This is a genomic window from Psychrobacter sp. PL15, assembly GCF_035984995.1.
Lineage (GTDB): Bacteria > Pseudomonadota > Gammaproteobacteria > Pseudomonadales > Moraxellaceae > Psychrobacter.
The window spans coordinates 46,568-73,466 of record NZ_JAXCIB010000001.1; the positions used below are offsets into that span (position 1 = coordinate 46,568).

The following is a 26,899-nucleotide window of genomic DNA, read 5'->3' on the forward strand; positions in this document are numbered from 1 at the left end:
CCATTAAGATATACAGTTGAAGTGTGGTCAAGTTGCGGTAATATGGATTATAGTTACTGTTGATAGTAATCAATAATAATAAAGGAGCAGTGGCATGGTAGGCACCAATAATCAGCATGATATCAACGACAACCATACCCACAATAGTACTAATAACCAAGCCAGTGTTAATAATAAAAATAATATAACTGTTAATCACAGCCACGTTAAGAGCAGTGACACTTTTGCCCAAATTGGCTGGCAGCGTTCAGAAGATGGTAGTTACTCTCCCAATAGTTATATTAACCGTGACTTGTCCTTGTTACAGTTTCATCTACGCGTATTGGCGCAAGCGGCCAGTCCGCACCATCCTTTACTTGAGCGGCTATTCTTCTTGATGATTTTTTCATCAAACATAGATGAGTTTTTTGAGATTCGGGTTGCAGGTATTATGCAAAAGTTGAACATCGGTGATGTCTCGACCAGTGCTCATGGTATGCGCCCCAGTGAAATCCTTAATGAGATATCAGCCGTAACTCATAATGCCATTGACGAGCAATACCGTATTCTGAATGAAGACATCTTACCGGCATTGGCTGAGCGGGATATTCGTTACCTAAAGCGCGATGAGCTTAATGCCGAGCAGTCGGCATGGATGAAGCGTTACTTTATCGAGCAGGTCGCACCAGTACTGACGCCGATTAGCATTGATCCGGCGCACCCATTCCCTAGATTGGTCAATAAGAGCCTAAACTTTATTGCCACTTTAGAAGGCAAAGATGCCTTTGGTCGTGATATCAATTTGGCGATTGTCCCGGCGCCACGCAGTCTACCGCGAGTGATTCGTCTGCCTGATGAGCTGACTGGGGGTAAAGAACATCATATTATGCTATCAGCCGTTATTCATGAGCATGTCGGCGAGCTGTTCCCAGGTATGAATGTGACTGGCTGTCATCAGTTTAGACTAACGCGTAATGCTGATTTAGACCTGGCCGACGATGTCGAGGATATCGCCAAGGCCCTTGAAGGTGAGCTCGAAAACCGCCGATTTGGTGACAAGGTACGCCTTGAGGTCACCACCGAATGTCCTACTAATATCTGCGATTACCTACTCAATGAATTTGAGTTGCATGACAACCAGCTGTATCGGGTTAATGGTCCGGTGAATTTAACACGGCTGCTATTTGATTTTAATATTCCAGAGTTGCGTTATAAGTCTTTTACTCATATTATTCCCAAACCCTTTCGCCGTGAGCTCGATAAGCTGGACACTACCACCAGCATGTTCGCCGCTATGCGTAAAGGCGATGTCTTGGTTCATCATCCCTTTCATGCGTTTTCACCGATTGTCAATTTGCTATGGCAAGCCGCCAACGATCCAAAAGTATTGGCGATTAAGCAAACCCTATATCGTTCAGGCACCAACTCAGAGATTGTCCAAGCGCTGGCCGCAGCCGCTCGTAATGGCAAAGAAGTCACTGCGGTCATTGAGCTACGTGCCCGCTTTGATGAGGCCTCCAATATTGCAGTGGCCAACTATCTGCAAGAAGCAGGCGTGGTAGTGGTTTACGGTATCGTCGGTTATAAAACCCATGCCAAGCTCATGCTTATCGTGCGCCGTGAGGACGATAAAATTCGCCGCTACGTGCATCTAGGCACTGGTAACTATCATGCAGCGAATGCCAAGGTTTATACCGATTACGGATTATTCAGCGCTGATCCTGATATTTCTGAAGACGTCCACAAGATTTTTCATGAGCTTACCGGTATGGGCAAACCAGCGAATCTCAAAAAGTTATTGCATGCGCCGTTTACCTTGCATGACAAGTTAATGAGCTTCATTGACGATGAGATTGCTCATGCTAAGGCTGGTAAGAAAGCGCACATCATCGTCAAAGCCAACGCCCTGACAGAACGCCGGCTGATCGACAAGCTATATGATGCCTCGCAAGCAGGGGTTAAGGTTGAGCTGATTTTACGCTCTATGTGTTGCCTGCGTCCACAAGTGCAAGGCCTGTCTGAGAACATTACCGTACGTTCGGTCATTGGGCGATTTTTAGAGCACACTCGCATTTATTATTTTTACAATGACGGCGAGCAGCGTTTGTATTGCGGTAGTGCCGACTGGATGGATCGCAACTTGTTCCACCGGGTTGAGGTCGCGTTTCCGATTGAAGATAAAAAGCTGTTCGAACAAATTTACCAAGATGGGCTATTAAACTATCTACAAGACAACATTCAGGCTTGGCTACTGAGTGGTGATGGCCAGTGGCAACAAACCCAGCCTGCAGTAGGTGAACCATTGCACATTGCGCAAGATTATTTACTAAAGACGATCAACCATGTTGGTGGCTCCGTTTAATTCAGTTCTCTAGCAATACGGACTAGTAAAGCTGTTTAAAGGTGCGATTCTAACGAAGTTGAGGCTCTAAACTAAAGTCTTTGCTTAATAATGAACCAAGCGTGGGAATTCACCTGCGCTTGGTTTTTTTATCTTTGCAATGCTATAAGAATTACAAACTGCCTAGTAACCTCACAATTATTCACACAATGATACGGCAGTACACTGGTGAAATAGTGATTGACCTATCTATAATTAATATGAGTCCTATGATTAAAATACCTTAAAAACGCGACGGTACTGCTGGTATAAGCTTTTTGCAGCCTCTGTCTGCGTAGGCACAGCAAGCCAGAAAAACTTATGCCAGCAGTAGGTTATGTATCAATATTACTTTTCATTAACTATATAGGTATTTACGACAGGTATTTACGACAAGTATTTGACAGCTAATTTAGAACTATGTTCTGATGAATGACTACCCAAATGCTCGACCTGGTTAGAAATTGCTACTTACAGAGACTGCCTTATAGAGACTGCTAGGCCAATAATTAATCATAAAAAATAGGAATTTGTCTCATGAGTGATACTAACAGTGACACCTCAGATAGTAAGCAAGCTGCCGAACCTGCTAATGCACAACAAATCGACAAAAACCTAAAAGACGATAAAAAGGTTGAGGCGCCCGAAGAATTGACTAAGGAAGAAGAAACACCCTTTATTGATAAGACCGTACGCACCGATAAGTAAGTGTCATCCTAGATTTATTAATATTTTAGAATGACCGCTTAGATTCTTATACTATAAATGTGAGGTATACGATATGACAATCGATAATATGACAACCGACAATGTTAATCATAAAGGCCAGCATACTAAAGGCCCAAATAATGAAGAGATAGTGCCCGTTAGTGATTCAGCTGCCGCAAAACCGAAAAACACAGAAGACAGCTATGAAGGGCGTAAGTACGATCCAGAAATAGACGGTCCGCAGCAGAAATCACAAGAAACGGATGAGATTTATGCTGATCCACGTAAAGAAGAGGATTTACCAGCAGGCGGTAAAAACGTAGGGGACTTGGATGCCCACGACTTGAGCCAAAAAGGTAATGATATTTAGAAATGTATTAATAAAACTCTTTCAAGCTTTCTAGGGCTGAAACTATTTTAACAATACATTTTTGAGACCATGCTTTAAGATTTGAACTAAAGCATACATTTAGTCCTTAATAACAGTGGTTCAGTATGCTTAAATACGCTGCTTCAAGGACAACATATTATAAGGACAAGACTATGGAAACCAAAGATCCTGTATCAAGCAAAAGCCCTACGGCTGATACTGATGCCAATAATGCCAATACCGTGCATGAGCAGAATAAAGCGGGCAATGTTGATAATGTCGACCGTACTGCTGAGCAAAAAGGGACCCAAACCCTGCAAGAAACAGTCATTGGTACACAATATGCTAGTGATGATGTTGAGCATGGTGATCACACTCACGAAGATATTCACCATAATGAGCATAACGTTATGTCTACCGACCATAAAATCGAAGAAAAAACTACTGTCAACAAAGGCATGGACAATAAAGGCATGGACAATAAAGGCACGGACACTTTTCAAGACAGTTTAGTGGGTTCAGTACATGTTAATGCTGGCGACAATGAAGCGCGTCTGCCCGACCGTCGTGATCAAAAAGGCAATCCATTCGACGAAGGCATTAATGAACATAGTAGGACCAGTGACGCGCCTAAGAGTGAAGGTATTACCGACATGAATCGCTATGCCAATATTGATAATGCGCAAACTCGTATTTTGAACTCTGGCGAAAAAGATTAAATTTATAAACAAAGTATGAAACAGTACAAACGTTATTAAAAAGTACAAATATATTGATACAGTTGTTGCTGAAATAGCCGCTCCTGACTATGACTCGCATAACGTCACAAAAGATCATGCGCATGATGATATAAGCTTGACTGATGATAATAAATAACTTGATGGGTATCTTCAAAACACGCTTTTATCAGCACATTAAAGCGCTTATAAAAGTAGCCAGGCTTACTGCTCCAGACTTACTGCTCCAGACCTACTGCTCCAGTCCGTTCAAAACAAAAGACAGTCGTTCATAGCAATGTGCTGATATAGTCGATTCAATTTAAACAAGATACAATGCTACTGGAATGAATTTTTTGCAGCCTCTGTCACGCTTGCGAACAGCACGCAAGAAAAATTTATACCAGCGGCATATTGCTATACACAATTTTTTTATTGTGAACTGACTATAGTCAGGGCCTATATCAACGTTTTACTAAACATAACGTTCTGTTAGATAGAATGCTGTATTATCCGATTCAACAACCATGTGTACAAATAATATTACTCTAGGAATTTTTCATGACGTTAATGCCAAATATTTTATCCAAAGCGTTATTAGCAGTAGCCGTGATAGGCTGTTCAACCAGTGTTTTGGCTGCCAATCCTACTGCTGCCAAAGCCAGTCTAGTATTGCAACAGCCTAATGTCTCTTTGGCACTGGCCAATGAATTGATTGATGCCACTATGGCTGCTTGTCATGCAGAAGGGAAATCAGCTGTGGTAGCGGTCGTTGATCGTGCTGGTAATTTAATTGCTTTACAACGTGATGACAGTGTTGGCCCGCATAATACAGATGCTGCTATTCGTAAGGCATTTACTGCATTATCTACCAAAACATCTTCACGCAAGCTTGCTGATATTGCGCGTGCCAATCCAGATTCTAATAACTTAAACACGGTAGATGACTTGTTGCTTATTGGTGGCGGTGTACCCTTAAAATTTGGTAACGAAGTGATAGGTGCTATCGCTGCAGGCGGTGCTGGCGGAGCGGTACAAGATGAAAGCTGCGCCCTTAAAGGTATTGAAAAAGTGCTTCCTGCACAAAAGTAGTCAGTAGACGGTTTTAGCTCTATGGCAAGGTAGCTTTTATAGCTTATCGCTTTTATAACTTGTTTTTATAAAAGCCTCCGTGGCAAAAGTCTAGTACTGCTGTGAGTCGCCCCAACGTTCTCAAAAGTAAACGAGAGCTTTGGGGCGACTCTTTTTTTTCGCTTCTATAATCAGTCAGTGACAGACAAGCCATAAGTTCAAAACAATAATTTATAAGCAGTAATCTATAAGCAGTAATCTATAAGCAGTAATCTATAAGCAGTAATCTATAAGCAGTAATCTATAAGCAGTAATTTATAAGCAGTAATTTATAAGCAATAATTTATAAGCAATAATTTATAAGCAATAATTTATAAGCAGTACTTTATAAGCAGTAACTTGCAATCAATAGGTTTTAAATACCAGTCATTAACTGTTAACCAGGCACACCACTATGAAAGCGTAGTTCAGAATCTGGACTGGCAATCAACTCAGATTCTACTTCTCTAAAGAGTGCCACCCGCTCATCAATGCTCTCATCCGCTAACGACTGCGCTAGGGTCAAATAATCTTCAAAATGTCGGCTTTCTGACTTTAATAGATAACGATAGTATTTCGCTAATCGCGTATCTTCTGTCACCTCTGCCAACGCCGCAAAACGCTCGCAAGATCGCGCTTCAATAAATGCCCCAATAATTAATATATCTATCATCGCTGCTGGTTCATGAGTGCGCTTGTGCTTAAGCATGCCTTTAGCGTAACGTCCTGCGCTCAGGTGTTTCCAATTCTGACCACGCTCATGCATGATGCCCAGTACTTGCTCATAATGCAGCATTTCTTCGCGTATCAGCTGTGCCAGTTTGCGCTGCAAATCATAAGAAAACTCATAACGAAATATCAGATTCATCGCCGTACCTGCGGCCTTTTTTTCGCAGTTGGCATGATCTTGAATAATCATTGGCAAATTATTAAGCGCGGCCTTGACCCAGGTTTGGGTGGTCCGACAGCCCAAAAACTCATAAATGGGAGACAAATCAACCTTTAGTGGTGTGCGCAGTTGGGTAACATCGACGCTATCTTCTGGTTGGTTAGGGTCTGTTTTTTCAATAATTTGCTTGAGGTCCTGATCGGCCGATAAGGAGACAGTTTTATGATCGTAATCACTAATATTCATAATATTTTTAGTCTTTATTAAAGAGGGTTTGTTGCCAGAGTAGTGTTAGGTGTTTTAAAGGGTCGTGATGGTTATTGAGCTTACTGCTATGAAGTATTTTATCTATATAGTCAGTAATAAGAGTGTTATCCATCAATAGCCCTGTAATATTAGCTTAAGTGATACACGTAAGATAATTCATAGCAACATGAGAGAGCCAACCATAATAGATAACAATTAAGTATAAGGCTCTCTTGTAATGATTACTTACAGTTTATAATTACCCATAAGTCATGCTATCACCGGATGGCTATTGTACTGCCAAACACAGATGGGCTATAGCCTATCATGAATATAAAAGTACGTTATTTATTTGCTGAATGGTGTTTTATTGTTTATTTTAATATTTGATAGTAGGATGATATTTGCTTTTTTGTGGTTTTATCTTACTATTGTTGTCTCGTTGTTAATAGTTAAGAACATGTCGTTAAGTAACACAGGGGCCGTCACCGAATTTGCTCAGGGTCTCCATTCAAATACCGAGCTATCATTAGTGCAAAGCGACTACAAATACCGAGCTACCATCAGTGTAAAGCGCCAAGTCGATAAATTAAAACCAATAAATCTCACGTACACTTAAGGACACCAATATGAGCCAGTCTTCTCACGCTAATCGCATCCAAAAAGGGATTCTTGCAATCAACCAGCAGTTGTACAACTTTATTGAAAATGAAGTGCTGCCTAAAGTTGGCGTTGATTCAGACAGCTATTGGTTAGGTTTTGAAAAAGTCATTAAAGAATTTACCCCGCGCAACAAGGCACTGTTGGCTATTCGAACCGAGATGCAAGCACAGATTGATCAATGGCATTTAGACAATCCTACCAAAAATGGTGAGATTGACTACCCAGCCTACAAGCAGTTCTTGCAAGACATTGGTTACTTATTGCCAGAAGGCGCTGACTTTAAGGTTAACACTGAAAACGTTGATAAAGAGATTACTGATATTGCTGGGCCACAACTAGTGGTCCCGGTATTAAACGCACGTTACGCTCTGAACGCTACTAATGCCCGCTGGGGTAGCTTGTACGATGCCTTATATGGCACAGATGTGATTAGCGAAGACAATGGTCAAGAGAGCACGGGCGGCTATAACGCCACTCGCGGCGCAGCAGTGGTGGCCTATGCCAAAAAATTCTTAGATGACAACTTTGCGTTAGCGTCAGGCTCATATAATGAGGTCACAGGCTTTAAGGTCGTTGATGGCAAGCTCGAGATTGCTCAAGGTGAGGGTAGCACTCAGCTACAAGACCGTATTAAGTTTGCCGGTTATGTCGGCGAAGCGGTTAGCCCAACGGGTATCTTGCTAAAGAACAATAACTTGCACGTCGAGATTCAAATCGATGCCAATAACCCTATTGGTAAAGATGATCCAGCCTCTATCAAAGATGTGTTACTAGAATCAGCGATAAGCGCGATTCAAGATTGCGAAGATTCTGTTGCTACTGTCGATGCTGAAGAAAAAGTCGCCGCTTACCGCAACTGGTTCGGCCTTATGAATGGCGATCTGCAAGAAAGTTTTGAGAAAAATGGCAAAATCCTGACCCGTAAGCAAAATCCAGACCGCGAATATACGACACCAGATGGCGGCACGTTGGTGTTACCGGGTCGTGCGCTCTTACTCATTCGTAATGTCGGTCACTTGATGCAAAACCCGTCTATCATGGTTGACTTAGGCGATGGTCCAGAAGAAATCTTCGAAGGCATAATGGACAGCTTAATGACGCCATTGTTATCGTTGAATGATATCCGAGGCAAAAACGAGCTATCAAACTCGCGTACGGGCTCTATGTACATCGTCAAGCCAAAAATGCATGGCCCTGATGAAGTAACGTTTGCCAATGAGCTGTTTGCGGCCGTAGAAGATGTATTGGGCCTACCACGCAATACCGTAAAAATGGGCATCATGGATGAAGAGCGTCGCATGACAGTCAACCTCAAAGAAGCCATTCGCCAAGCCCAAGAGCGGGTGATCTTCATTAATACCGGATTTTTGGATCGTACGGGTGATGAGATGCACACCAGTATGAATGCCGGACCGTTCGTACGTAAGAGCAAGATGAAGGCGCAAGCATGGCAGTCTGCTTATGAGCAGTGGAACGTCGATATTGGTCTAGAGACTGGTTTGCAAGGTCATGCTCAGATAGGTAAAGGCATGTGGGCGCGTCCTGATGATATGAAGGAGATGGTTGCGACCAAAATTGCTCATCCACAGGCGGGTGCCAATACGGCATGGGTACCGTCACCAGTGGGAGCGACGCTACATAGCATGCACTATCATGCAGTAAATGTTGCTGAGGTGCAAAGCAGCCTAAAGTCGCGTCAACGCGCTAGTCTAGATGACATCTTAACTATCCCATTAGCCAAAGATACTGATTGGACAGAAGCAGAGAAACAGCAAGAGCTTGAGAATAATGCTCAGGGTATTTTAGGCTATGTGGTACGCTGGGTGAACCAAGGCATCGGCTGCTCAAAAGTACCTGACATCAATGATGTTGGCCTCATGGAAGATCGCGCTACCTTACGTATTTCTAGCCAGCACATCACCAATTGGCTACACCATGGCATCATCAGTGAGCAGCAAGTGATGGATACCATGAAACGTATGGCAAAAATCGTCGATGAACAAAACGCTAATGATTCTGATTATCAGCCAATGGCCCCTGATTTTGAGCACTCTTATGCCTTTAGAGCGGCTTGCGATTTAGTGCTTAAAGGTCGCGATCAGCCTAACGGTTATACCGAGCCATTATTACATCAAGCGCGTCTAGATTTAAAAGCGAGCGTTTAGCTTAATATGCTGATAGAACTAATGTTAAGTTATATTTATTCTATGACTATGAGCATTAATAAGTGTTAACCATTAAGGGCTACTGATATCTAAATAAATAATAGTTATTATTACTAGTGCTCAGCGCTTTATTTAAGGCGTTGAGACCCTAGTTGTTAACGTGATTGCCATGCATTTCTCATGTCCTTCATAGCGACAGCTACCATTAATACCCTTATTTTCTCAGGAAAGTAGGGGTATTTTTCTGTGTATTGCTAGACTTAAGTCAGCCAAATTACTACATATTGTCTTTATTTATTATTGACATTAAAAACTCAGAAATGTGTTGCAAATTATGTCAGAGTTGTTATGATTGTATTCGAAGTATGAGTTTGGTAACTGATGTTACAGAATAGAGCGTTTAAGACTCAATATTACATAACGATTACCTAGTTACATCCCATTATGTAAGCAATAGTTTTTTCATCTTACGGTAATAAAATTTCGCCATACTTGTTTATGACTAATCTCGGTAAGCAGTTGCACATTATATCTTTGAGGATTTGTGACGATACCATTATGAGCTTCAGCTAATCCTAGCGGGTTCATTACTAAAATTGTAAAGTGGAGATCTACCCATGAAAAAACTACTTTTAGCTACAGCAATCGCGGCTCTATCTGTATCTGCAGCCAACGCAGCACCGACTGTATATGGTAAAGCATTCGTTACAATGGATTACGTTGATGTAGATGATGAAGTTCGAGGCAATAATGAAGACGCGGTACAAATCAACTCAAACTCTTCACGTATTGGTTTCAAGGGCTCTGAAGCGATAACGGCTAATACTGATGTTATCTATCAGTTAGAGTATGGCGTTGCTGTTGATGGTTCAGATAGAAACTTTCAAAGCCGTGATACTTTTTTAGGCTTTAAGAACGAAAGTTACGGTGAATTCCGCTTTGGTCGTAACACCTCAGTTCTTGACTACGTAAACAACGTGCTTACCTCTGGTAGTGGTTTTTGGGATAATCAAGGCGCGAATGAGCTTGAGGAAAATGAAAACGGTATCAATATGACCGATAGTGGCCGCCGTAATAACTCAGTTATCTGGAAAGCGCCTAGATACAACGGTATACCATTAGATGTTGCCCTTATGTATAAGGCTGATGAAGATATGGATGGCGGTGGTAATAGTGAAAGCGGCTTTGCTGCTTCAGCAATGCTTGATGCAGGCAAAGGTATCACATTTGGTTTGGCGTATGACAAAGATGTGAACCTAAATGGTGAGCTCATCCGTGGCACCGCTACTGTAGATATGAGCAAGTTTGTTCCTTACCCAATAACGGTAGGCGCTTTATATCAAGTAGCTGACTTTGATGGTCCTGCAATGCCTTTCGATTTTAATAACACTAATTTTGATGATACCTCTAGAGGTTCTGAAAAAGAAAAAGGCTTAATGCTAAGCGCTAAAATGGGCCTAAGCAACTTTGCAAAACCAGCAGCGGTTTACCTTCAGTACAACGATACTACTAACGTAAGAGGTTTTGATAACGTCGATTCTGATCAGATCGTCTTAGGCGGTGAATATACTTATAAGCCAAACATGATTGCTCATGCTTATATCGGTCAAAACTCAGCTGATCTTGACGGTGCTGACTATGATTTATTTGCAGTTGGCGGCGGTCTAGAATACATCTTCTAAATCAAATCTATATATAACTAGTATGCTAAAAGACTCATCCTTCGGGGTGAGTTTTTTTGTTATGACCCTTTTAAACCCTCAGCATGTCATAATAGACCAAGGTTAAAACCTCGAATTTTAAGCAAGTTTGAGTTTTGCCCTATATTTTATAGCACATTTTTAGTAAAATCCTCTTTTACCAATTACCGATAGAGTACTATGACCAAGTTTATATTTGTGACCGGTGGGGTAGTGTCCTCACTAGGAAAAGGTATTACCGCAGCGTCTCTTGCTGCGATACTTGAAGCACGCGGTGTCAACGTCACCATGACCAAGATGGATCCGTATATTAACGTCGATCCAGGCACCATGAGCCCATTTCAACATGGTGAAGTGTTCGTCACTGAAGACGGCGCTGAGACTGATTTAGACTTAGGGTACTATGAGCGTTTTTTACGCCGCTCAAAGATGAGCAAGAGTAATAACTTTACTAGTGGTCGCATCTATCAGAACGTCCTTAATAAAGAGCGCCGTGGCGAATATCTTGGTGGTACGGTGCAGGTTATTCCGCATATCACTGATGAAATCAAAAGTAAAATCATCGCCAGTGGCGTAGGCTATGATATCGCTATCATCGAGATCGGCGGCACGGTTGGTGATATCGAGTCGCTACCCTTTATGGAAGCAGTGCGTCAAATGCAAGTGGAGCTGGGTCGTAACAGCGCTATGCTCATGCATCTGACCTTGGTTCCCTACATTGCCAGCGCCGGTGAAACCAAAACCAAACCAACTCAGCATTCAGTCAAAGAATTGCGTTCTATTGGTCTGCAGCCTGATATCTTGATTTGCCGCTCAGAACATCATATTTCACTCGATAACCGCCGCAAGATTTCGCTATTTACTAACGTTGAAGAGCGTGCAGTCATCATGTGTGAAGATGCTCAAAGTATCTATCAGATACCGCGTACTCTATATGAGCAAGATCTTGATGATCTAGTTTGTGAGCGTTTTGGTCTTGATTTACCTGAAGCAGATTTGAGTGATTGGGATAAAGTAGTCGCGGCTCAGCTCAATCCTGAGACCACTGTGACGGTCGCAATGGTAGGTAAATATGTTGAGTTACCAGATGCTTATAAGTCTATCAATGAAGCCTTACTACATGCGGGTATTACTCATAAAGCAGCGGTCAAGATTGATTATATTGATGCCGAACACTTGGAGAGTAATGACAGTTTATTCGCCCGTTTGAGTGATGCTGATGCCATCTTAGTGCCTGGTGGTTTCGGTGAGCGCGGTACCATGGGTAAAATAAAAGCCATTACTTATGCCCGCGAAAACAAAGTCCCTTATCTGGGTATCTGCCTGGGTATGCAACTGGCAGTGATTGAATACGCCCGTAATGTACTCAATATTGATGCCAACTCTTCTGAGTTTGACCGCAAGACTGCCGAACCTATTATTGGCTTGATTACTGAATGGTTAGATGAGCGCGGCGAGCTACAAATCCGTACCGATGATTCAGATCTTGGTGGTACGATGCGTTTAGGCGCACAGCAAGCAGAGTTAGTTGCGGGTAGTAAGCTTAGCCAAATCTACGGCGCGAGCATAATCACTGAGCGTCATCGCCATCGTTATGAGATGAACAGTCGCTATATCGAACCATTAGAGCAGGCGGGTATGATTGTTTCAGGCTATTCTGCCAAGCAGCATTTGGTTGAGTCGATTGAACTGGCCGATCATCCTTGGTTTATCGCAGTGCAGTTCCATCCTGAGTTCACCAGCTCACCCCGCGGCGGTCATCCGTTATTTAACAGCTTCGTAAAAGCGGCCCAAAATTATAGTGATAATAAGTAGCGGTTTTAAATGACTCGTACAAATGATCTGAATAAATAACACTTAACTAGTTCATGTGTTGCAGATAAAAAAAGACCAATCTACGGATTGGTCTTTTTTTATCTAAATTCTATACTATAGTCAATGAAAAGTAATATCGATACATAACATACTGCTGATATAAATTTTTCTTGCTTGCTGTGCCTACGCAGACAGAGGCTGCAAAAAGCTTATACCAGCAGTACCGTCGCGTTTTTAAGGTATTTTAACTATACGCAACGCAGAGCATTATTACATTAATTAATTCGGAGCACCATACGGTTGACAAGCATGACAGTTTTGATGTGGATTGTGGCTAATTGCATTTGTGCGCTTTTTTTTGCAGTACTATCGGTTACAATATGCTTGAATGACCTAAATGATGGTTTATAAAAAATAGACGTAAGGTTTTTTAGTGACTATCTTTTGCTATAGGTAATATCTTTTGCTATAGGTAATATAGTCCATGAAAAGTAATATCGATACATAACCTACTGCTGGCATACGTTTTTCTTGCTTGCTGTGCCTACGCAGACAGAGGCTGCAACAAGCTTATAGCAGCAGTACCGTCGCGTTTTTAAGGTATTTTAACTATAGTGATACATCAAAAATAATAACTAGGATAGCTTTTTATGGACAACTTATTAACCGCACAGTCGCATATTCAGCTCAATAGCCCTTATAACAATCCTCTTAACAATCAACCTATCAATATTGGCAACGATCAGCCGTTTGTATTGTTTGGTGGTATGAATGTTTTAGAGTCTAAAGAACTGGCGTTTGAGATCGCTGAGCAATATATCGATATCTGCCAGCGTTTGGGTATTGGCTACGTGTTTAAAGCCAGCTTCGATAAAGCCAATCGCTCAAGCCTGCATTCATTTCGTGGACCTGGCTTAGAACAAGGCCTTGATTGGCTGGGACAAATTAAAGAGAAGTATCAAGTGCCGATTATCACTGACGTGCATGAGCCGTATCAAGCAGCACCAGTGGCAGAAGTCGCTGATATTATTCAGTTGCCAGCCTTCTTATCGAGACAGAGCGATTTGGTAGAGGCTATGGCCAAGACTGGCGCGATTATTAATATTAAAAAAGCCCAGTTTTTAGCGCCCCATGAAATGCGCCATATCATGAATAAGTGCCTGGAGGCCGGTAATGACAAGCTGATCTTATGTGAGCGGGGCAGTGCCTTTGGTTACAATAATTTAGTCGTCGATATGCTCGGTTTTGACACCATGAAACAGATGAATGTGCCTGTATTTTTTGACGTGACCCATAGCTTGCAGCAGCCAGGAGCACGTAGTGACAGTGCCGGTGGACGCCGCGAACAGATAACAACCCTTGCACGTGCTGGGATGGCAACTGGTCTAGCAGGACTGTTTTTAGAAGCGCATCCTAGCCCCGAGACCGCAAAATGTGATGGCCCTTGTGCGCTGCGTATGAGTCAACTAGAGCCATTTTTACAGCAACTAAAGCAGATTGATGATTTGGTCAAAGGCTTTAAAGGGTTAGACACTCAATAACGATAAGAGGATAGGGTTATGGCGATTAAAGTTGCAAAAGTAAGTATCGAAAATATCGATGATACTGAAGGCTTGGAAAGCGTGATGACTGCACTCAAAAACATCACTGGGGTGACGGCTATTGAACTTGATCCTGCCAGTAGTAGCGCTTTGGTGCGCTATGAGGATACCGATACCTCCATCCATGCGTTTACAGCAGCAATTAGTATGGTCGATTATGTCACTCAGCCGTATCCGATTGATGCGCCGCAAAACCCACGTTACTATGAGTAAGGGTTGCTAATGCTTAGTGTCTAATGTTTAATGCTCAATGCTCAATTCTGATTGTTTAGTAGTGCTACGCCTTATCCTAGGGATTATTAAGTTGGTAATAAACCACCTACCAAACTGGCTTGATGTTAGAGCCGATATCGCTTAACGTATAAGCAGTTAACTCATAATTATTATTAGTTAGCTTATAATTACATCAATAGATATTAAATTAGTAAATAATAACAAGGAGCCTAACATGGCACATCAAACGCGTATTATTAAAATTGACGGCATGACTTGTGCTAAGTGTGTTGAAAGTGTACATAGCGTTACAGGAGATATTGATGGGCTAATTAGCCTGACTGTAGAGCTGCCAACCAACCAAGCTACCGTGACCTTTGACGACAGCTTAACCAGCGCTGAAAAAATCGCTGCCGCAATTGAAGATGCGGGTTATGAAACTGAAGTCGCAAATTCTTGAACTAAGAAATATTTATAATAAAACCAGCTATCACGGCTGGTTTTTTAACGCATGAATATTAAGAAAACCAGTAGCTCATACGCGTCATAGATAGCCCAGCTATAGCGTATAATCAACTGATTTATTAAATTATCTAAACTAAATTATTGGTTAAAGTAAAAAATTCTCCTAATATTTATCAATAATAAGCAGTTAGTATGTATTGTCAATATGTTTTTTAGTATAATAATAGGGTTAACGCATACTAATTTGAAAAGTTAAGTAATAAACTCATTTCAAGTTAAGTCGTTTCTGTTATCTGACTTTATTTTGGTAACTGTTGATTGAGAATGATTGATTGATAATGACTGATCGATGGGTTGGATACTGATTGATGGATTTAGTATATTTTTTACCGCACTTATTTGCCGCACTTATTTACAGCACTCATTTACCGCCTCTAGAATTTTATAATCGCCATGACGAGTTTTATCTATGAATGATTCTACCAGTACAGCATCTGACCCTTCTTATGACGTCGAAACTGATATCCAATCGAATACCCAAACCCAACCGCAGCGTGCGCATTTGCAGTTAGCGATTGATGGGATGTCATGTCAGGCCTGTGCATCGCGAATAGAAAAAGTACTGAATAAAAAATCGGCTATCTATGAGGTGAGTGTGAACTTCGCTGGCGAGACTGCTAACGTGGACTATAATCCCACGCAGACTACGGCAGAGGAAGTGACTGAATGGGTTAATAAGACCGGATTCATTGCCAACTTACAAGAGAGCGATAGTTTATTTGCCCAAACGGATAAAGATACTGCTACCCAACTGCCGTGGCGACTGATTGGGCTTTGGCTATGTCTATTACCATTTTTGGTTGGAATGGCAGGTATGGTGGTCGGCCAGGGTATGATGTGGATGCCGCCAGTGTGGATACAGTTCGTCTTAGCTACTATTGTACAGTTCGGCTTTGCATTACCGTTTTATAGTAGTGCCTGGGCATCGATTAAAGGTGGTCTGGCCAATATGGATGTGCTGGTGGTCCTTGGCACCGTAACTATCTGGGTTTATTCGACTTACATTTGGCTGACTCATGGTGATGGCAGCTTGGCCAGCCTGCTACAAAGTGCTACTCATAGTGGCGGTAATGGCGCAGAAGTGTATTTTGAAGCTGGCGTGATGGTCATTGCTTTTGTGCGTACGGGTAAATATCTAGAAGAACGCACTAAAAAGCACAGCCTCAATAGCATTGATTTATTACTAACCCTGACGCCAGATGAAGTTGAACAGCAGCAGCCTAATGGTGACTTCCATCAAGTGGCGCTACAGGAGGTGCAAGTTGATGATATTTTACGCGCCAAGCAAGGCAGCCGCGTAGCAACCGATGGGGTGGTTATTGATGGTAGTGGTTGGTGTGTAGAAAGTCATTTAACCGGTGAATCAGTACCACTCAAAAAACAACAAGGCGATGAGCTACTGGCAGGTGCCTTGGTCGAAAATGGCAGCTTACTATATCGCGTACGCGCTAAAGGTAGCGATACTAAATTGGGCGATATGGTACAAGCGCTTAGCGATGCGCAAGGCTCTAAAGCCAAGCTGGCTCGCCTTGCAGATAAAGTAACCGCTATCTTTGTCCCTGTAGTTGTCACCATTGCGCTTGTCACCTTTGGGCTAACGTGGTGGCTGACCGGTATGGTCGATATCGCTTTAATGCATGCCGTGTCGGTATTGGTCATTGCCTGTCCTTGTGCGCTCGGTTTGGCGACGCCAGCTGCGATTATGGCAGGTATGGGCGTGGCGGCACGTCATGGAGTTTGGTTTAAAGATGCACAAAGTTTAGAGGCCGCAGGCGATATCGATACCGTGGTGCTCGATAAAACCGGCACATTGACCGTTGGCAAACCCACCATCGTCGATCAAGTGATGGTTGATAAATCAATATCCGTTGACGAAGTGCTCCAGCTAGCGGCCAGTGTGGAAGTCCATGCTAGCCATCCATTGGCTACCGCATTAATCAATACCGCAAACGAACGTCAATTGCCGTTATTATCGGTGACAGACATTAGCGTCATTAAAGGTGCTGGCATTCAAGCGCAAATTGTAGGTCTGGGTATAGTGAAGGTTGGCACAGCAGAATTTGCCAATCTAATACTGCCAAAGATGATGCCAAAAGTATGGCAAATCGCCAGTACTGTCGCAATTAGTATTAATGATGAGCCATTGGGCGCGTTTGCCTTGGCTGATGATTTAAAGGCTGATACTCCGCAAGCAATCACGGCGCTACAAGATGCGGGTATCGATGTGATCTTGATGAGTGGAGATAAGCAGTCGGTGGTCGATCATGTGGCAGAGCAGCTGGGTATTAAGGTGGCTTATGGTAAAATGAGTCCGCGCGATAAAGCCAGTCAAATCGCTAAATTACAAACGGCGGGTCGCAAAGTGGCTATGGCAGGGGACGGGGTTAATGATGCGCCAGCGATGGCAACCGCTGATGCCAGTTTTGCCATGTTTGAAGGTACTGATGTGGCACAGCATAGTGCCTCTGCGCGCTTGATGGGTGAATCATTAATGCATATCGATGCCGCACAAAAAATCGCCCATGCAACGGTACGTAATATTAAACAAAATCTATTTTTTGCCTTTATCTATAACTGTCTGGGTATTCCATTAGCCGCTTTTGGCTTTTTAAACCCAATGATTGCTGCGGCAGCAATGGCCCTCAGTTCCATATCAGTATTAATGAATGCGCTGCGCTTAACGCGCTTCAAAACAGAGGTTGAGCTGGAGAATACTGTGACCACGTCTAAGCCAGACGCACAACAATCAGTTTCTGCATAATTGGCTGAGTGTGGGTTGATACTCATAAAGATATTAACGTTATAAAGATATCAACGTTATAAAGATATCAACGTTATAAAGATATCAACGCTAATATCACATTTAAAAATGGGTCGAACAATCAGTTATAATCTATAATGATTCGCATTAAGATAGGCGATGTTTAATTCGATTTATGCTATGATGCCAAGCATTGTAGCCGATTATTGATATACTCAATCGACATCTAAAGGCACTTATATATTGCAATTTAAATAGATATTTAATGTTATTTTTAGTGTGCGAGTGGTACGATTATTTACCCTACCTTTGTTATAACTGATTGTCCCTTTTCTATCCCGCAAACTTGGCATGACCAAAGGAATTAACAGACACTATGTACGCTGAAGAAACCAACAACGTCACCGCAATTAAAGACATTCGCGCCCGTGAAATTTTAGACTCGCGTGGTAACCCAACGATTGAAGCTGATGTGATCTTAGCCGATGGCACTATCGGACGTGCCGCCGCACCCAGTGGCGCATCAACGGGTTCACGTGAAGCATTAGAGCTGCGTGATGGCGACCAAGCTCGTTATATGGGTAAAGGGGTCAAAAAAGCCGTTACCAATGTAAATAGCCAAATTCGTAGCGTTTTAATGGACAAAGACGTGACTGAGCAGCAGGGCGTCGATGATGCTATGATTGCCCTTGATGGTACGGATAATAAAGGCAATCTAGGCGCTAATGCGATGCTAGCGGTATCGCTTGCTACTGCTAAAGCGGCGGCAAAATCACAAAATTTACCCCTATATCAATATATCGCCAACCTGCGCAATCAAACCTCGCTGACCATGCCTGTACCGATGATGAACATCATCAATGGTGGCGAACATGCGGACAACACGGTTGATATCCAAGAATTTATGATTGAGCCAGTCGGTTTTAGTAGCTTTTCAGAAGCACTACGCGCTGGCACTGAAATATTTCATAGCTTAAAGTCAGTGCTAAAGTCTCAAGGCTTTAGTACCTCAGTAGGCGACGAAGGCGGCTTTGCCCCCAACTTACGTAGCAATGAAGAAGCCATCACCGTCATTATGCAGGCGATTGAGCAGGTTGGTTATAAGGCAGGAGAAGATGTCCACCTAGCCTTAGATTGTGCTGCTAGTGAGTTTTACAAAGATGGTAAATATATCTTGGCAGGCGAAGGTAATAAGTCTTTTGATAGCCAGGGTTTCTCTGATTACTTAGTGAGCCTTGCGCGTCAATATCCTATTATCTCTATCGAAGACGGTCTTGATGAGTCAGATTGGGATGGTTGGAAATATTTGACTGAACAAATCGGCGATAAAGTGCAACTGGTTGGTGATGATCTGTTTGTGACCAATCCTGCTATCTTACAAGAAGGTATTGATAAGCATATTGCTAATGCTATCTTGATTAAATTTAATCAAATTGGTACGCTATCTGAAACCTTAGATGCCATCTTTCTGGCGAAGAAAAATGGCTATGCGACCATTATTTCGCATCGTTCAGGTGAAACCGAAGACAGCACCATTGCTGATTTAGCAGTCGGTACTGCAGCGGGTCAAATCAAAACCGGTTCATTATGCCGCTCGGATCGCGTCGCAAAATACAATCAATTACTCCGTATCGAACAGCAAGTACGTGCAAGCTATCGTGGCCGCGAAGAGTTCATCGGTCTACGTGGTTAAGTTTGAAGCGTGCATACTCAACCATTTATTCTAAAGCAGTTCAGGTCGTTTAGTTAAGACTTATTGGTTTGAGTGCTAGCTAGCTTGGTTTACAGTTAGACAGTCTACGATTGTTTTATGGTCATAGATTGTCTAATTTAAAATCCTAGTGCTAGAGTGCTGTTTATTTTAGCCTTTTAACCTTACTTCTATCTCGCTTGGCGTTGTTCTCATATGAAATACTTTAGCCAGTTCATGTTACTTGCTTTGGCCGTTGCGGTGCTATTAGGACTGCAATATCAATATTGGTTGGGTGAAAATGGTCACTTTGAGAGTAATAAACTACTTGCTCAAATCAACAACCAACAGCAATTAAATGACAATCAAGTTGGGGCTAATAACCTGTTACGCACAGATGTCTACGATCTAAAAAACGGACTTGAAGCGGTAGAAGAGCATGCGCGTTTAGATTTAGGACTCATCAAGCCTAATGAGACTTTTGTACAAGTATCAACCGCACCAACGACCCATAGCCGCTATTAATAAGTCGCTATTAATAGTCATAATGGCTTATTAATATCTTCTATTTATCATAAACAGTCTTATAAACCGTTTAGTACTCTATTTTTCCCCACCCATACTTTGAATGTCTAGCCATGAATAACACCCCCTGCGTGTATGCCATGATTGTCGCTGCTGGTCGCGGTAGTCGCTTTGGCTCGTCTGTACCCAAGCAGTATTTACCACTCAATGGTCAAACGTTACTCCAGCACAGTGTCGCAAGACTGGCAGGTAGCGCTTATATTCATGACTGTTTGTTGATTATTGCAGCAGATGATACCAGGCCACAAAACTTAGATTTTGCACTGCCCGTATGGTACGCAATTGGTGGCGCTGAGCGTTGGCAGTCAGTCTACGCGGGACTAGACGCCATCATTAAAAAAGGGGGTGTGGCTAATGATTTGATTTTGATTCATGACGCGGCGCGCCCTACGGTACCAAGTCGTGATATTGATCAAGTTATTGACGCGGCAAAGCTAGAACGGTATGGCGCGATCTTAGCCACACCGGTCGCAGATACTCTGAAAAAATCACAGTATCAGCCGCATACCCAGTCAAAAACTGAATCAAAGCCTGTAGGTAAAAATAACGCCAATAGTAATGATTATGTCGAGCGTACTATTGATCGTAATGGTCTATGGCAGGCACAAACCCCGCAGGTGTTTCGTATCGATCAATTACACCGAGTGCTCACTTATGTTGCTGAACATAATCTTCATATTACTGATGAAGCGAGCGCCTTCGAGCATTTAGGCTTACCTATTCGTCTCGTTACTGGCAGTCGTCAAAATATTAAGCTGACATACCCTGACGATGCTATTCTGCTATCTGCTATTCTCATGGCACAATCGTCAGCCCTATAAAGTATTAACGCCACCAATTAATGCCGCTAATCAATACCGCTGTGTAATACAATCATTGAACGCTACGCACTCGTGTCAGCGTTTTTTTTATGTCTTTTTTACGTTGCTCATAGCTTGCCTACCACTTGCATTCGCTTTTCATTCCATCTCTTTACTATGTAATTTCTTTGCAATATTAGTTAGCTATCAATTTTTGTCAAATTACAATAAATTATTGTTGTCTTCTGGTAATAATTTGCTTTGATGACTAAACTAACCTATGATGTAACTAACTTAATACAATTAGTATAAATATTCGTAACGCGTGAAAACCAACGTCACAATCCTGCTCGTTCGTTTTGTCTTCATATTTTTTACGTTTCTTTTTTATATTCATACAGTTATCTTAGCTAGATTTGCCTAATAATGGGGAGAAACTGAATGTCAGCAATTAATAATAATTCGACAAATCCAGTAACACTAGACCTCTACGAGCTTATCTACATCAGCCGTATAACGCCCTCTGGTCTGTCAGGCGCCAGTACTCTCAATGATATCGCAGAAGTTTCCATAAAAAATAACAAAGCTGATAACATGACGGGTATTATTTGTTATGGCAATGGCTGTTTTTTTCAGTGTATTGAAGGCACTGAGCAAGTATTGACTAATCTTAAAAATCGTTTGTTGACAGACAATCGACACAAAGACCTAAAAATATTAGAATTCTCAGCACTGACTAAGCGTCGCTTTACCGGTTGGTCGCTACGCTCTATTGAGCTTGAACACTGGATGAATAATGATGCTAAAGTTAAGGCACTGATGCCATTTGAGCCTTATAACTGGAGTTCTGATCAGCATCATCAATTTTTAGATATTTTGCAAGGCTGTTACACAGGGCAAGAAAAGACTGGTGATATTGATACTCAGCCCGTAAAATATAGTGCATTAGGCCTAACGTTAAGTAGAGTAGTGAGCGAGCATCAAGCGTTTTTTTTGATTCAAACGGTATTAGGTCTAGCTATTGTATTAACGTTATTATGGGTTCTGCTATCAGATAAGTTTTAAATGACTTATTTATAACCTCTTTTTTTTAAACCAGCATATATTGCTGTTTTTTTGTGTTTTGCAGCCGCGAATTTTATAAAGATTAGATTGAAGGCATAATATACTCGGTACAGTTTGCCCACTATAAAGCCGCTATAGTGTCAATCTCGAAATATGGTAATGCGTTATTTGCGCCTGTTCGCCCGCCTGGTTGATTGATAGAAACATTATTGAATCATTGATTACGAAAATCAAAAGTAATATCGATACGTAACCTACTGCGGGCATACGTTTTTTTTGCTTGCTGTGCCTACGCAGACAGAGGCTGCAAAAAGCTTATAAGTAGAAAAACAATCAGGCATAAAAAAACTCTCAAAATCTTATAGATTTTGAGAGTTTTGAAAATACTGTTATTAACAACATTTTAATATATGGCGTCCCCAGGGGGGTTCGAACCCCCGTTACCGCCGTGAAAGGGCGGTGTCCTAGGCCTCTAGACGATGGGGACTAGAAACGCGCTTCAACTGCTTTCACCGTTTACGTTGAAGTGGTGCACATAATAGTAGGATAGTGGTTTTCTGTCAAGCTATTTTCTTCGATTTTTTTTTAAAGTTAAATATTTCTTTTTAATCGCACGCTGTGGGTGCAAGTCGTTGTTTTTTAGATGATGGCGAATCCATAAGGTGGTACAAGCGCTAATGGTTAAAGCGAGCAGCATATAACCAAGAATTGTTCCCCATATAATGTGATCTGGTTGCATAGTAAAGTCCCTTTTATTAAACCAAATAAATAGCGCATCGCTGGCTATCAAGGCGGTGTGGGCGACTTAACTCATCTACAGAATATTATTGCGTCATTGCAACTCGGGACAGTAACAAGTAATCGAACTATCAATTCCATTTAGACAGTACAAGATCAGGGCTGACAGTTGACTTGCTTATCATCGTATCAATCATATCCTTATTGATTTCGAAATCAAGATGGCAAAGTCAAAATTTTAACAAAGTAGCTTATGGATCGTTATGGTAAACATGACGCTGATTGGCTTAATATTTACCAACCAGTACCTACAAATGAGTATTTATTGATAACTATAAAAAACGGCTATATTTGTTAATTATTGCTTGTCGTTATCAATCAACTCTACCTTGGTTTGTTCAGTATGTAAAGCATTAGGCAGCATAGGGTAGTGATTAAGAATATGACAAAACAGCTCAGCAGTTTTTTGCGTGTCATATAATGCAGAATGAGCATCCTTACCGTCAAAATCAAGGCCTGCCGCTTTACAGGCGCGTGCTAGTACTGTTTGACCAAATGCCAGTGCCGCCAGAGTTACCGTGTCAAATACCGAGAACTGATGGAAAGGGTTGTGGTTTTTACTATTGGTACGTAACACAGCGGCATTTAAAAAAGCCAAATCAAAATGTGCATTATGACCAATTAATACACATTGACGGCAACCTGTATCGCGGCGCACGTCTTTAAGGTCTTTAAAGATTCGCCGTAACGCGGTCTTTTCATCTTCGGCAATAGCTTTACGCATGGGGTTATTGGGGTCTATACCGGTAAAGGCCAGCGCACTTGGCTCTAGATTCGCGCCCTCAAAAGGCTCGATATGGGCATTAATGGCCTCTCCTGGATAAAATACCCCCTGCTCATCGAGTAAAATAGGAATACAGGCAATTTCCAATAGGGCATCAGTTTGTGCATTAAAGCCAGCCGTCTCGACATCGACAACGACTGGCAAGAATTTACGAAAACGCTCTTTTATAGTCATCGGTGCCGCACTTTCTGTCTGGTCTTCCGAGCTTTCTCTATCAGCATTAACGGTGTGGTTATGGCTGGCGCTCTTATCTAACGTACTGTCGATTTGACCCGTTACTGGGTCAGTTAATGAATCATTGGTAAGCAAATCAGTGTTATTTGGGGTAGTCATATCAGGTTAAATCGCTTTTATCGGTCGTACAGACATATTGAGGTAAGGCCAGTATTTGATGGTATAAATATGTCATTAATGCCATCGGGAAAAATCGGGTAGTAATGGCGAGTCGTTCGCTACACTTTAAGAGACCAGGGTAGTATTTCACCAGCCATCAGTGGCGTCAGGGTTGACCCATCAAAATAAGGGTAGTCTGTCGGTACCTGCATCGGCATATTGATTAAAGTAACGGTACTCTCGTTCACAGGTAGCCCATAAAATTGTGCACCAAAGCGACTGGTAAAGCCCTCAAGCCTATCAATTTTACCCACGCTATCAAAAGTGGTAGCGTACAGCGGCAAGGCCGTTGCTGAGCTATAACAGCCTGCACAGCCACAAGCCGCTTCTTTTTTATCAGTCGCATGCGGCGCTGAATCAGTCCCCAAGAAAAACTTAGGATTACCACTGGTTGCCACATCTAATAATACTTTTTGATGCGAGGCACGCTTTAAAATGGGCAAACAATAAAAATGTGGCTTGATGCCGCCAAGTAATAAATCATTGCGGTTGAGCATCAAATGCTGTGGGGTAATAGTTGCTGCAATATGATTGCCTTGAGCCAACACAAAGTCAGCGGCATCACTGGTGGTGATATGCTCCAACACAATTTTTAATGTTGGGAATTTCATAATAATTTGTGCTAGTACTTCATCTAAAAAACGCTTTTCGCGGTCAAAGATATCAACATGATCATGGGTCACTTCGCCATGTAGCAGCAACGGCAAATTATATTTTTCTAGTGCTTCAAATACCTCAACGCAGGCATTGATGTCGGTGACGCCATCAGCGGAGTTAGTAGTTGCGCCAGCAGGATAAAGCTTGACCGCCTGTACGATACCGGATAACGCAGCCAGTTCGATGTCTTGCGCGGTGGTACGGTCAGTCAAATACAAGGTCATACGTGGGTCAAAGGCTGCTTTGCGTTCGGCCGTTAGATCGCTGGCTTGTAGATGCTGCAAGATACGCTCTCGGTAAGCACGGGCATCATCAGCGGTTTTGACCGGCGGCACTAGGTTTGGCATACAGATGACGCGGTTAAAGCTATTGGCGGCATGAGGTACTGTGGTTGCTAGCGCTTGATTGTCACGCAAATGGATGTGCCAATCGTCTGGTTGGAGAATGGTTAACTCTTTAATTGAATCAATAATCGGTGTCATAGCGCTCTATATCATAAAATATGGGGGTAAAAGGAAGTGGCACAGGACTGATAATAATAGTGTTTGATGTGCGACTATGATAACAGATTTGCCTGCTTGACTAAATATGCGCCTAACTATCTATACATAATTTGTTCTATACATAATTTATTAGCACGTTTTTAACTGACCGCTGAATTGACCATTGAATTGACTGCTGAGCTTACCATGAGAGATTAATACTTTAACAATCAAAGTCAGGGTCAAATGAAGACCCAGTCCAAGTTCAGATTTAAGCTAAAACCTAGCGCCACATGGTGGTTACACTTTTGCCCATAGTAAATATGATGTACACTGAGTATGCAAACTAACTTTTGACTGATTCTTCCGTATTGTTTTGATACTCTATAACTAAATTCTCATATTAGGAGTTATTCATGGCTCAGCTTGACCCAAAAAATATCAATAAAATTGTCTTGGCTTATTCTGGAGGTCTAGATACTTCCATTATCGCCAAATGGCTACAAGACACCTATGATGCTGAAGTGATTACCTTCACTGCTGACATCGGACAAGGCGAAGAAGTCGAGCCGGCGCGTGCTAAAGCAGAAGCGATGGGCATTAAGAGTATTCATATTGAAGACTTGCGCGAAGAGTTTGCCCGTGATTATGTGTTCCCTATGTTCCGCGCCAATGCCATTTATGAAGGCGAGTATTTACTCGGCACCTCTATTGCGCGTCCCCTTATTGCTAAGCGTTTGGTTGAGATTGCCAAAGAACATGGTGCTGACGCTATCAGCCATGGCGCAACCGGTAAAGGTAATGACCAGGTACGGTTTGAGCTGGGTGCTGTTGCTCTTTCCCCAGATGTCGTTACTATTGCGCCTTGGCGTGAATGGGACTTGTCTAGCCGCGAAAGCTTGATGGACTATGCCAAAGAACATAACATTGCTATTGACTATGCGGGTAATAAGACCAAGTCGCCTTATTCAATGGATGCCAACTTATTACACATCTCTTATGAGGGTGGCATTTTAGAAGACCCATACGCTGAAGCAGAAGATGACATGTGGCGTTGGTCAGTGAGCCCAGAACAAGCACCAGATCAAGCGCAATATTTAGAATTAGAATACGAAAAAGGTGACATGGTTGCTATTGATGGCGAGCGACTCAAGCCGTATGAAATCATGATTAAGCTGAATGAAATTGGTGGCAGTCATGGTATTGGCCGTTTGGATATTGTAGAAAACCGTTACGTGGGCATGAAATCACGGGGCTGTTATGAGACTCCAGCAGGTAACATTATGCTAAAAGCGCATCGCGGTATTGAATCATTAACGCTAGACCGTGAAGCCGCGCATCTAAAAGATGAGCTGATGCCGCGCTATGCGAAAATTATCTATAATGGCTATTGGTTCAGCCCTGAGCGTATGATGCTACAAGCCTTAATTGATAAGTCACAAGAATATGTTAACGGTACGGTTCGCGTGAAGCTATATAAAGGTAGTGTCAGTGTAGTCGGGCGTAAGTCAGACGATTCACTATTTGATGAAAAAATCGCTACCTTCGAAGATGATGCCGGTGCTTATGATCAAAAAGATGCGGAAGGTTTCATCCGTCTTAATGGTTTACGTTTGGCAATTGAAGCCAGTCGTGGTCGTGATTTGTCTAAATAGAGTAGCGAAAAAACGGTAATAAAAAAACAGAGACATCACGTCTCTGTTTTTTTATTGCCGTTGATTTTACCTTTTAGGGTTGGGTATTCACTAATATAGTTAAAATACCTTAAAAACGCTATGGTACTGCTGGTATAAGCTTTTTGCAG

General features: G+C 42.2%; 21 protein-coding genes and 1 tRNA gene. 17 read left to right on the forward strand and 5 right to left on the reverse strand.

The window, feature by feature from the left end:
* The first annotated feature begins 94 nt into the window (after positions 1–94).
* From ppk1 to RCH20_RS00195, 5 genes are all read left to right on the forward strand, one after another.
* A complete protein-coding gene (ppk1, locus tag RCH20_RS00175; protein ID WP_327192164.1) occupies positions 95–2,341 on the forward strand; it encodes a polyphosphate kinase 1 in 2,247 nt (748 codons plus the stop codon).
* A 555-nt stretch (positions 2,342–2,896) separates the two neighbouring features.
* Positions 2,897–3,067, forward strand: a complete 171-nt coding sequence (locus RCH20_RS00180; RefSeq protein WP_327192165.1) for a hypothetical protein — start codon at positions 2,897–2,899, stop codon at positions 3,065–3,067.
* 73 nt (positions 3,068–3,140) lie between these two features.
* Positions 3,141–3,437, forward strand: coding sequence for a hypothetical protein (locus RCH20_RS00185; RefSeq protein ID WP_327192166.1), 297 nt, complete (start codon positions 3,141–3,143; stop codon positions 3,435–3,437).
* Positions 3,438–3,610: 173 nt separating this feature from the next.
* Positions 3,611–4,156, forward strand: coding sequence for a hypothetical protein (locus RCH20_RS00190; protein WP_327192167.1), 546 nt, complete (start codon positions 3,611–3,613; stop codon positions 4,154–4,156).
* 558 nt (positions 4,157–4,714) lie between these two features.
* Positions 4,715–5,245, forward strand: coding sequence for a GlcG/HbpS family heme-binding protein (locus tag RCH20_RS00195; RefSeq protein ID WP_327192168.1), 531 nt, complete (start codon positions 4,715–4,717; stop codon positions 5,243–5,245).
* A 415-nt stretch (positions 5,246–5,660) separates the two neighbouring features.
* Here the strand turns inward: RCH20_RS00195 and RCH20_RS00200 are convergent, their stop codons facing one another.
* The gene (locus tag RCH20_RS00200) at positions 5,661–6,398 is read right to left on the reverse strand and encodes a tRNA-(ms[2]io[6]A)-hydroxylase (RefSeq protein WP_327192169.1); all 738 of its coding nucleotides are present in this window, start codon (positions 6,396–6,398) and stop codon (positions 5,661–5,663) included.
* Between the two features lie 629 nt (positions 6,399–7,027).
* Between RCH20_RS00200 and RCH20_RS00205 the strand changes: the two genes are divergently transcribed.
* The 11 genes from RCH20_RS00205 (at position 7,028) to RCH20_RS00255 (ending at position 21,981) form a co-directional block, all read left to right on the forward strand.
* Complete coding sequence (locus RCH20_RS00205) at positions 7,028–9,226, forward strand: malate synthase G (RefSeq protein WP_327192170.1); 2,199 nt, start codon at positions 7,028–7,030, stop codon at positions 9,224–9,226.
* Between the two features lie 617 nt (positions 9,227–9,843).
* Positions 9,844–10,908 (forward strand): porin, encoded by a 1,065-nt coding sequence (locus tag RCH20_RS00210; RefSeq protein ID WP_327192171.1) that lies wholly within the window; start codon positions 9,844–9,846, stop codon positions 10,906–10,908.
* Positions 10,909–11,106: 198 nt separating this feature from the next.
* On the forward strand, positions 11,107–12,741 hold the full coding sequence (locus RCH20_RS00215; protein WP_209956641.1) for a CTP synthase: 1,635 nt from the start codon (positions 11,107–11,109) through the stop codon (positions 12,739–12,741).
* A gap of 650 nt (positions 12,742–13,391) precedes the next feature.
* A complete protein-coding gene (gene kdsA / locus RCH20_RS00220; protein WP_327192172.1) occupies positions 13,392–14,282 on the forward strand; it encodes a 3-deoxy-8-phosphooctulonate synthase in 891 nt (296 codons plus the stop codon).
* 18 nt (positions 14,283–14,300) lie between these two features.
* Entirely contained in the window at positions 14,301–14,555 is a 255-nt protein-coding gene (locus RCH20_RS00225) for a heavy-metal-associated domain-containing protein (RefSeq protein WP_327192173.1), read from the forward strand.
* Between the two features lie 235 nt (positions 14,556–14,790).
* A complete protein-coding gene (locus RCH20_RS00230; protein WP_209956661.1) occupies positions 14,791–15,015 on the forward strand; it encodes a heavy-metal-associated domain-containing protein in 225 nt (74 codons plus the stop codon).
* A 474-nt stretch (positions 15,016–15,489) separates the two neighbouring features.
* Positions 15,490–17,841 carry a heavy metal translocating P-type ATPase gene (locus RCH20_RS00235; RefSeq protein WP_327192174.1) on the forward strand — a complete coding sequence of 784 codons (2,352 nt, stop codon included), beginning with the start codon at positions 15,490–15,492 and terminating at the stop codon, positions 17,839–17,841.
* A 376-nt stretch (positions 17,842–18,217) separates the two neighbouring features.
* The gene (gene eno / locus RCH20_RS00240) at positions 18,218–19,534 is read left to right on the forward strand and encodes a phosphopyruvate hydratase (RefSeq protein WP_327192175.1); all 1,317 of its coding nucleotides are present in this window, start codon (positions 18,218–18,220) and stop codon (positions 19,532–19,534) included.
* Between the two features lie 213 nt (positions 19,535–19,747).
* Positions 19,748–20,056 carry an FtsB family cell division protein gene (locus RCH20_RS00245; protein ID WP_327192176.1) on the forward strand — a complete coding sequence of 103 codons (309 nt, stop codon included), beginning with the start codon at positions 19,748–19,750 and terminating at the stop codon, positions 20,054–20,056.
* Positions 20,057–20,169: 113 nt separating this feature from the next.
* On the forward strand, positions 20,170–20,937 hold the full coding sequence (gene ispD, locus RCH20_RS00250; RefSeq protein WP_327192177.1) for a 2-C-methyl-D-erythritol 4-phosphate cytidylyltransferase: 768 nt from the start codon (positions 20,170–20,172) through the stop codon (positions 20,935–20,937).
* A gap of 420 nt (positions 20,938–21,357) precedes the next feature.
* Entirely contained in the window at positions 21,358–21,981 is a 624-nt protein-coding gene (locus tag RCH20_RS00255; protein ID WP_327192178.1) for a BLUF domain-containing protein, read from the forward strand.
* A 411-nt stretch (positions 21,982–22,392) separates the two neighbouring features.
* On the opposite strand, the gene RCH20_RS00260 is transcribed toward RCH20_RS00255, so the two are convergent.
* The 4 genes from RCH20_RS00260 to pyrC all read right to left on the reverse strand — a co-directional run bounded on the left by RCH20_RS00260 (position 22,393) and on the right by pyrC (position 25,095).
* Positions 22,393–22,468, reverse strand: a tRNA-Glu gene (locus tag RCH20_RS00260).
* A 78-nt stretch (positions 22,469–22,546) separates the two neighbouring features.
* Positions 22,547–22,720 (reverse strand): hypothetical protein, encoded by a 174-nt coding sequence (locus RCH20_RS00265; RefSeq protein WP_209956667.1) that lies wholly within the window; start codon positions 22,718–22,720, stop codon positions 22,547–22,549.
* A gap of 357 nt (positions 22,721–23,077) precedes the next feature.
* Complete coding sequence (gene rnt / locus RCH20_RS00270; protein WP_327192339.1) at positions 23,078–23,737, reverse strand: ribonuclease T; 660 nt, start codon at positions 23,735–23,737, stop codon at positions 23,078–23,080.
* 278 nt (positions 23,738–24,015) lie between these two features.
* A complete protein-coding gene (pyrC, locus tag RCH20_RS00275; protein WP_327192179.1) occupies positions 24,016–25,095 on the reverse strand; it encodes a dihydroorotase in 1,080 nt (359 codons plus the stop codon).
* Between the two features lie 416 nt (positions 25,096–25,511).
* Here pyrC and RCH20_RS00280 point away from each other — a divergent pair, with 416 nt between their 5' ends.
* Complete coding sequence (locus RCH20_RS00280; protein ID WP_209956670.1) at positions 25,512–26,750, forward strand: argininosuccinate synthase; 1,239 nt, start codon at positions 25,512–25,514, stop codon at positions 26,748–26,750.
* Positions 26,751–26,899 lie beyond the last annotated feature (149 nt).

Coding starts and splice junctions, on each gene's coding strand:
- ppk1 (WP_327192164.1), top strand. CDS start 95: ATGGTAGGCACCAATAATCAGCATGATATCAACGACAACCATACCCAC.
- RCH20_RS00180 (WP_327192165.1), top strand. CDS start 2,897: ATGAGTGATACTAACAGTGACACCTCAGATAGTAAGCAAGCTGCCGAA.
- RCH20_RS00185 (WP_327192166.1), top strand. CDS start 3,141: ATGACAATCGATAATATGACAACCGACAATGTTAATCATAAAGGCCAG.
- RCH20_RS00190 (WP_327192167.1), top strand. CDS start 3,611: ATGGAAACCAAAGATCCTGTATCAAGCAAAAGCCCTACGGCTGATACT.
- RCH20_RS00195 (WP_327192168.1), top strand. CDS start 4,715: ATGACGTTAATGCCAAATATTTTATCCAAAGCGTTATTAGCAGTAGCC.
- RCH20_RS00200 (WP_327192169.1), bottom strand. CDS start 6,398: ATGAATATTAGTGATTACGATCATAAAACTGTCTCCTTATCGGCCGAT.
- RCH20_RS00205 (WP_327192170.1), top strand. CDS start 7,028: ATGAGCCAGTCTTCTCACGCTAATCGCATCCAAAAAGGGATTCTTGCA.
- RCH20_RS00210 (WP_327192171.1), top strand. CDS start 9,844: ATGAAAAAACTACTTTTAGCTACAGCAATCGCGGCTCTATCTGTATCT.
- RCH20_RS00215 (WP_209956641.1), top strand. CDS start 11,107: ATGACCAAGTTTATATTTGTGACCGGTGGGGTAGTGTCCTCACTAGGA.
- kdsA (WP_327192172.1), top strand. CDS start 13,392: ATGGACAACTTATTAACCGCACAGTCGCATATTCAGCTCAATAGCCCT.
- RCH20_RS00225 (WP_327192173.1), top strand. CDS start 14,301: ATGGCGATTAAAGTTGCAAAAGTAAGTATCGAAAATATCGATGATACT.
- RCH20_RS00230 (WP_209956661.1), top strand. CDS start 14,791: ATGGCACATCAAACGCGTATTATTAAAATTGACGGCATGACTTGTGCT.
- RCH20_RS00235 (WP_327192174.1), top strand. CDS start 15,490: ATGAATGATTCTACCAGTACAGCATCTGACCCTTCTTATGACGTCGAA.
- eno (WP_327192175.1), top strand. CDS start 18,218: ATGTACGCTGAAGAAACCAACAACGTCACCGCAATTAAAGACATTCGC.
- RCH20_RS00245 (WP_327192176.1), top strand. CDS start 19,748: ATGAAATACTTTAGCCAGTTCATGTTACTTGCTTTGGCCGTTGCGGTG.
- ispD (WP_327192177.1), top strand. CDS start 20,170: ATGAATAACACCCCCTGCGTGTATGCCATGATTGTCGCTGCTGGTCGC.
- RCH20_RS00255 (WP_327192178.1), top strand. CDS start 21,358: ATGTCAGCAATTAATAATAATTCGACAAATCCAGTAACACTAGACCTC.
- RCH20_RS00265 (WP_209956667.1), bottom strand. CDS start 22,720: ATGCAACCAGATCACATTATATGGGGAACAATTCTTGGTTATATGCTG.
- rnt (WP_327192339.1), bottom strand. CDS start 23,737: ATGACTATAAAAGAGCGTTTTCGTAAATTCTTGCCAGTCGTTGTCGAT.
- pyrC (WP_327192179.1), bottom strand. CDS start 25,095: ATGACACCGATTATTGATTCAATTAAAGAGTTAACCATTCTCCAACCA.
- RCH20_RS00280 (WP_209956670.1), top strand. CDS start 25,512: ATGGCTCAGCTTGACCCAAAAAATATCAATAAAATTGTCTTGGCTTAT.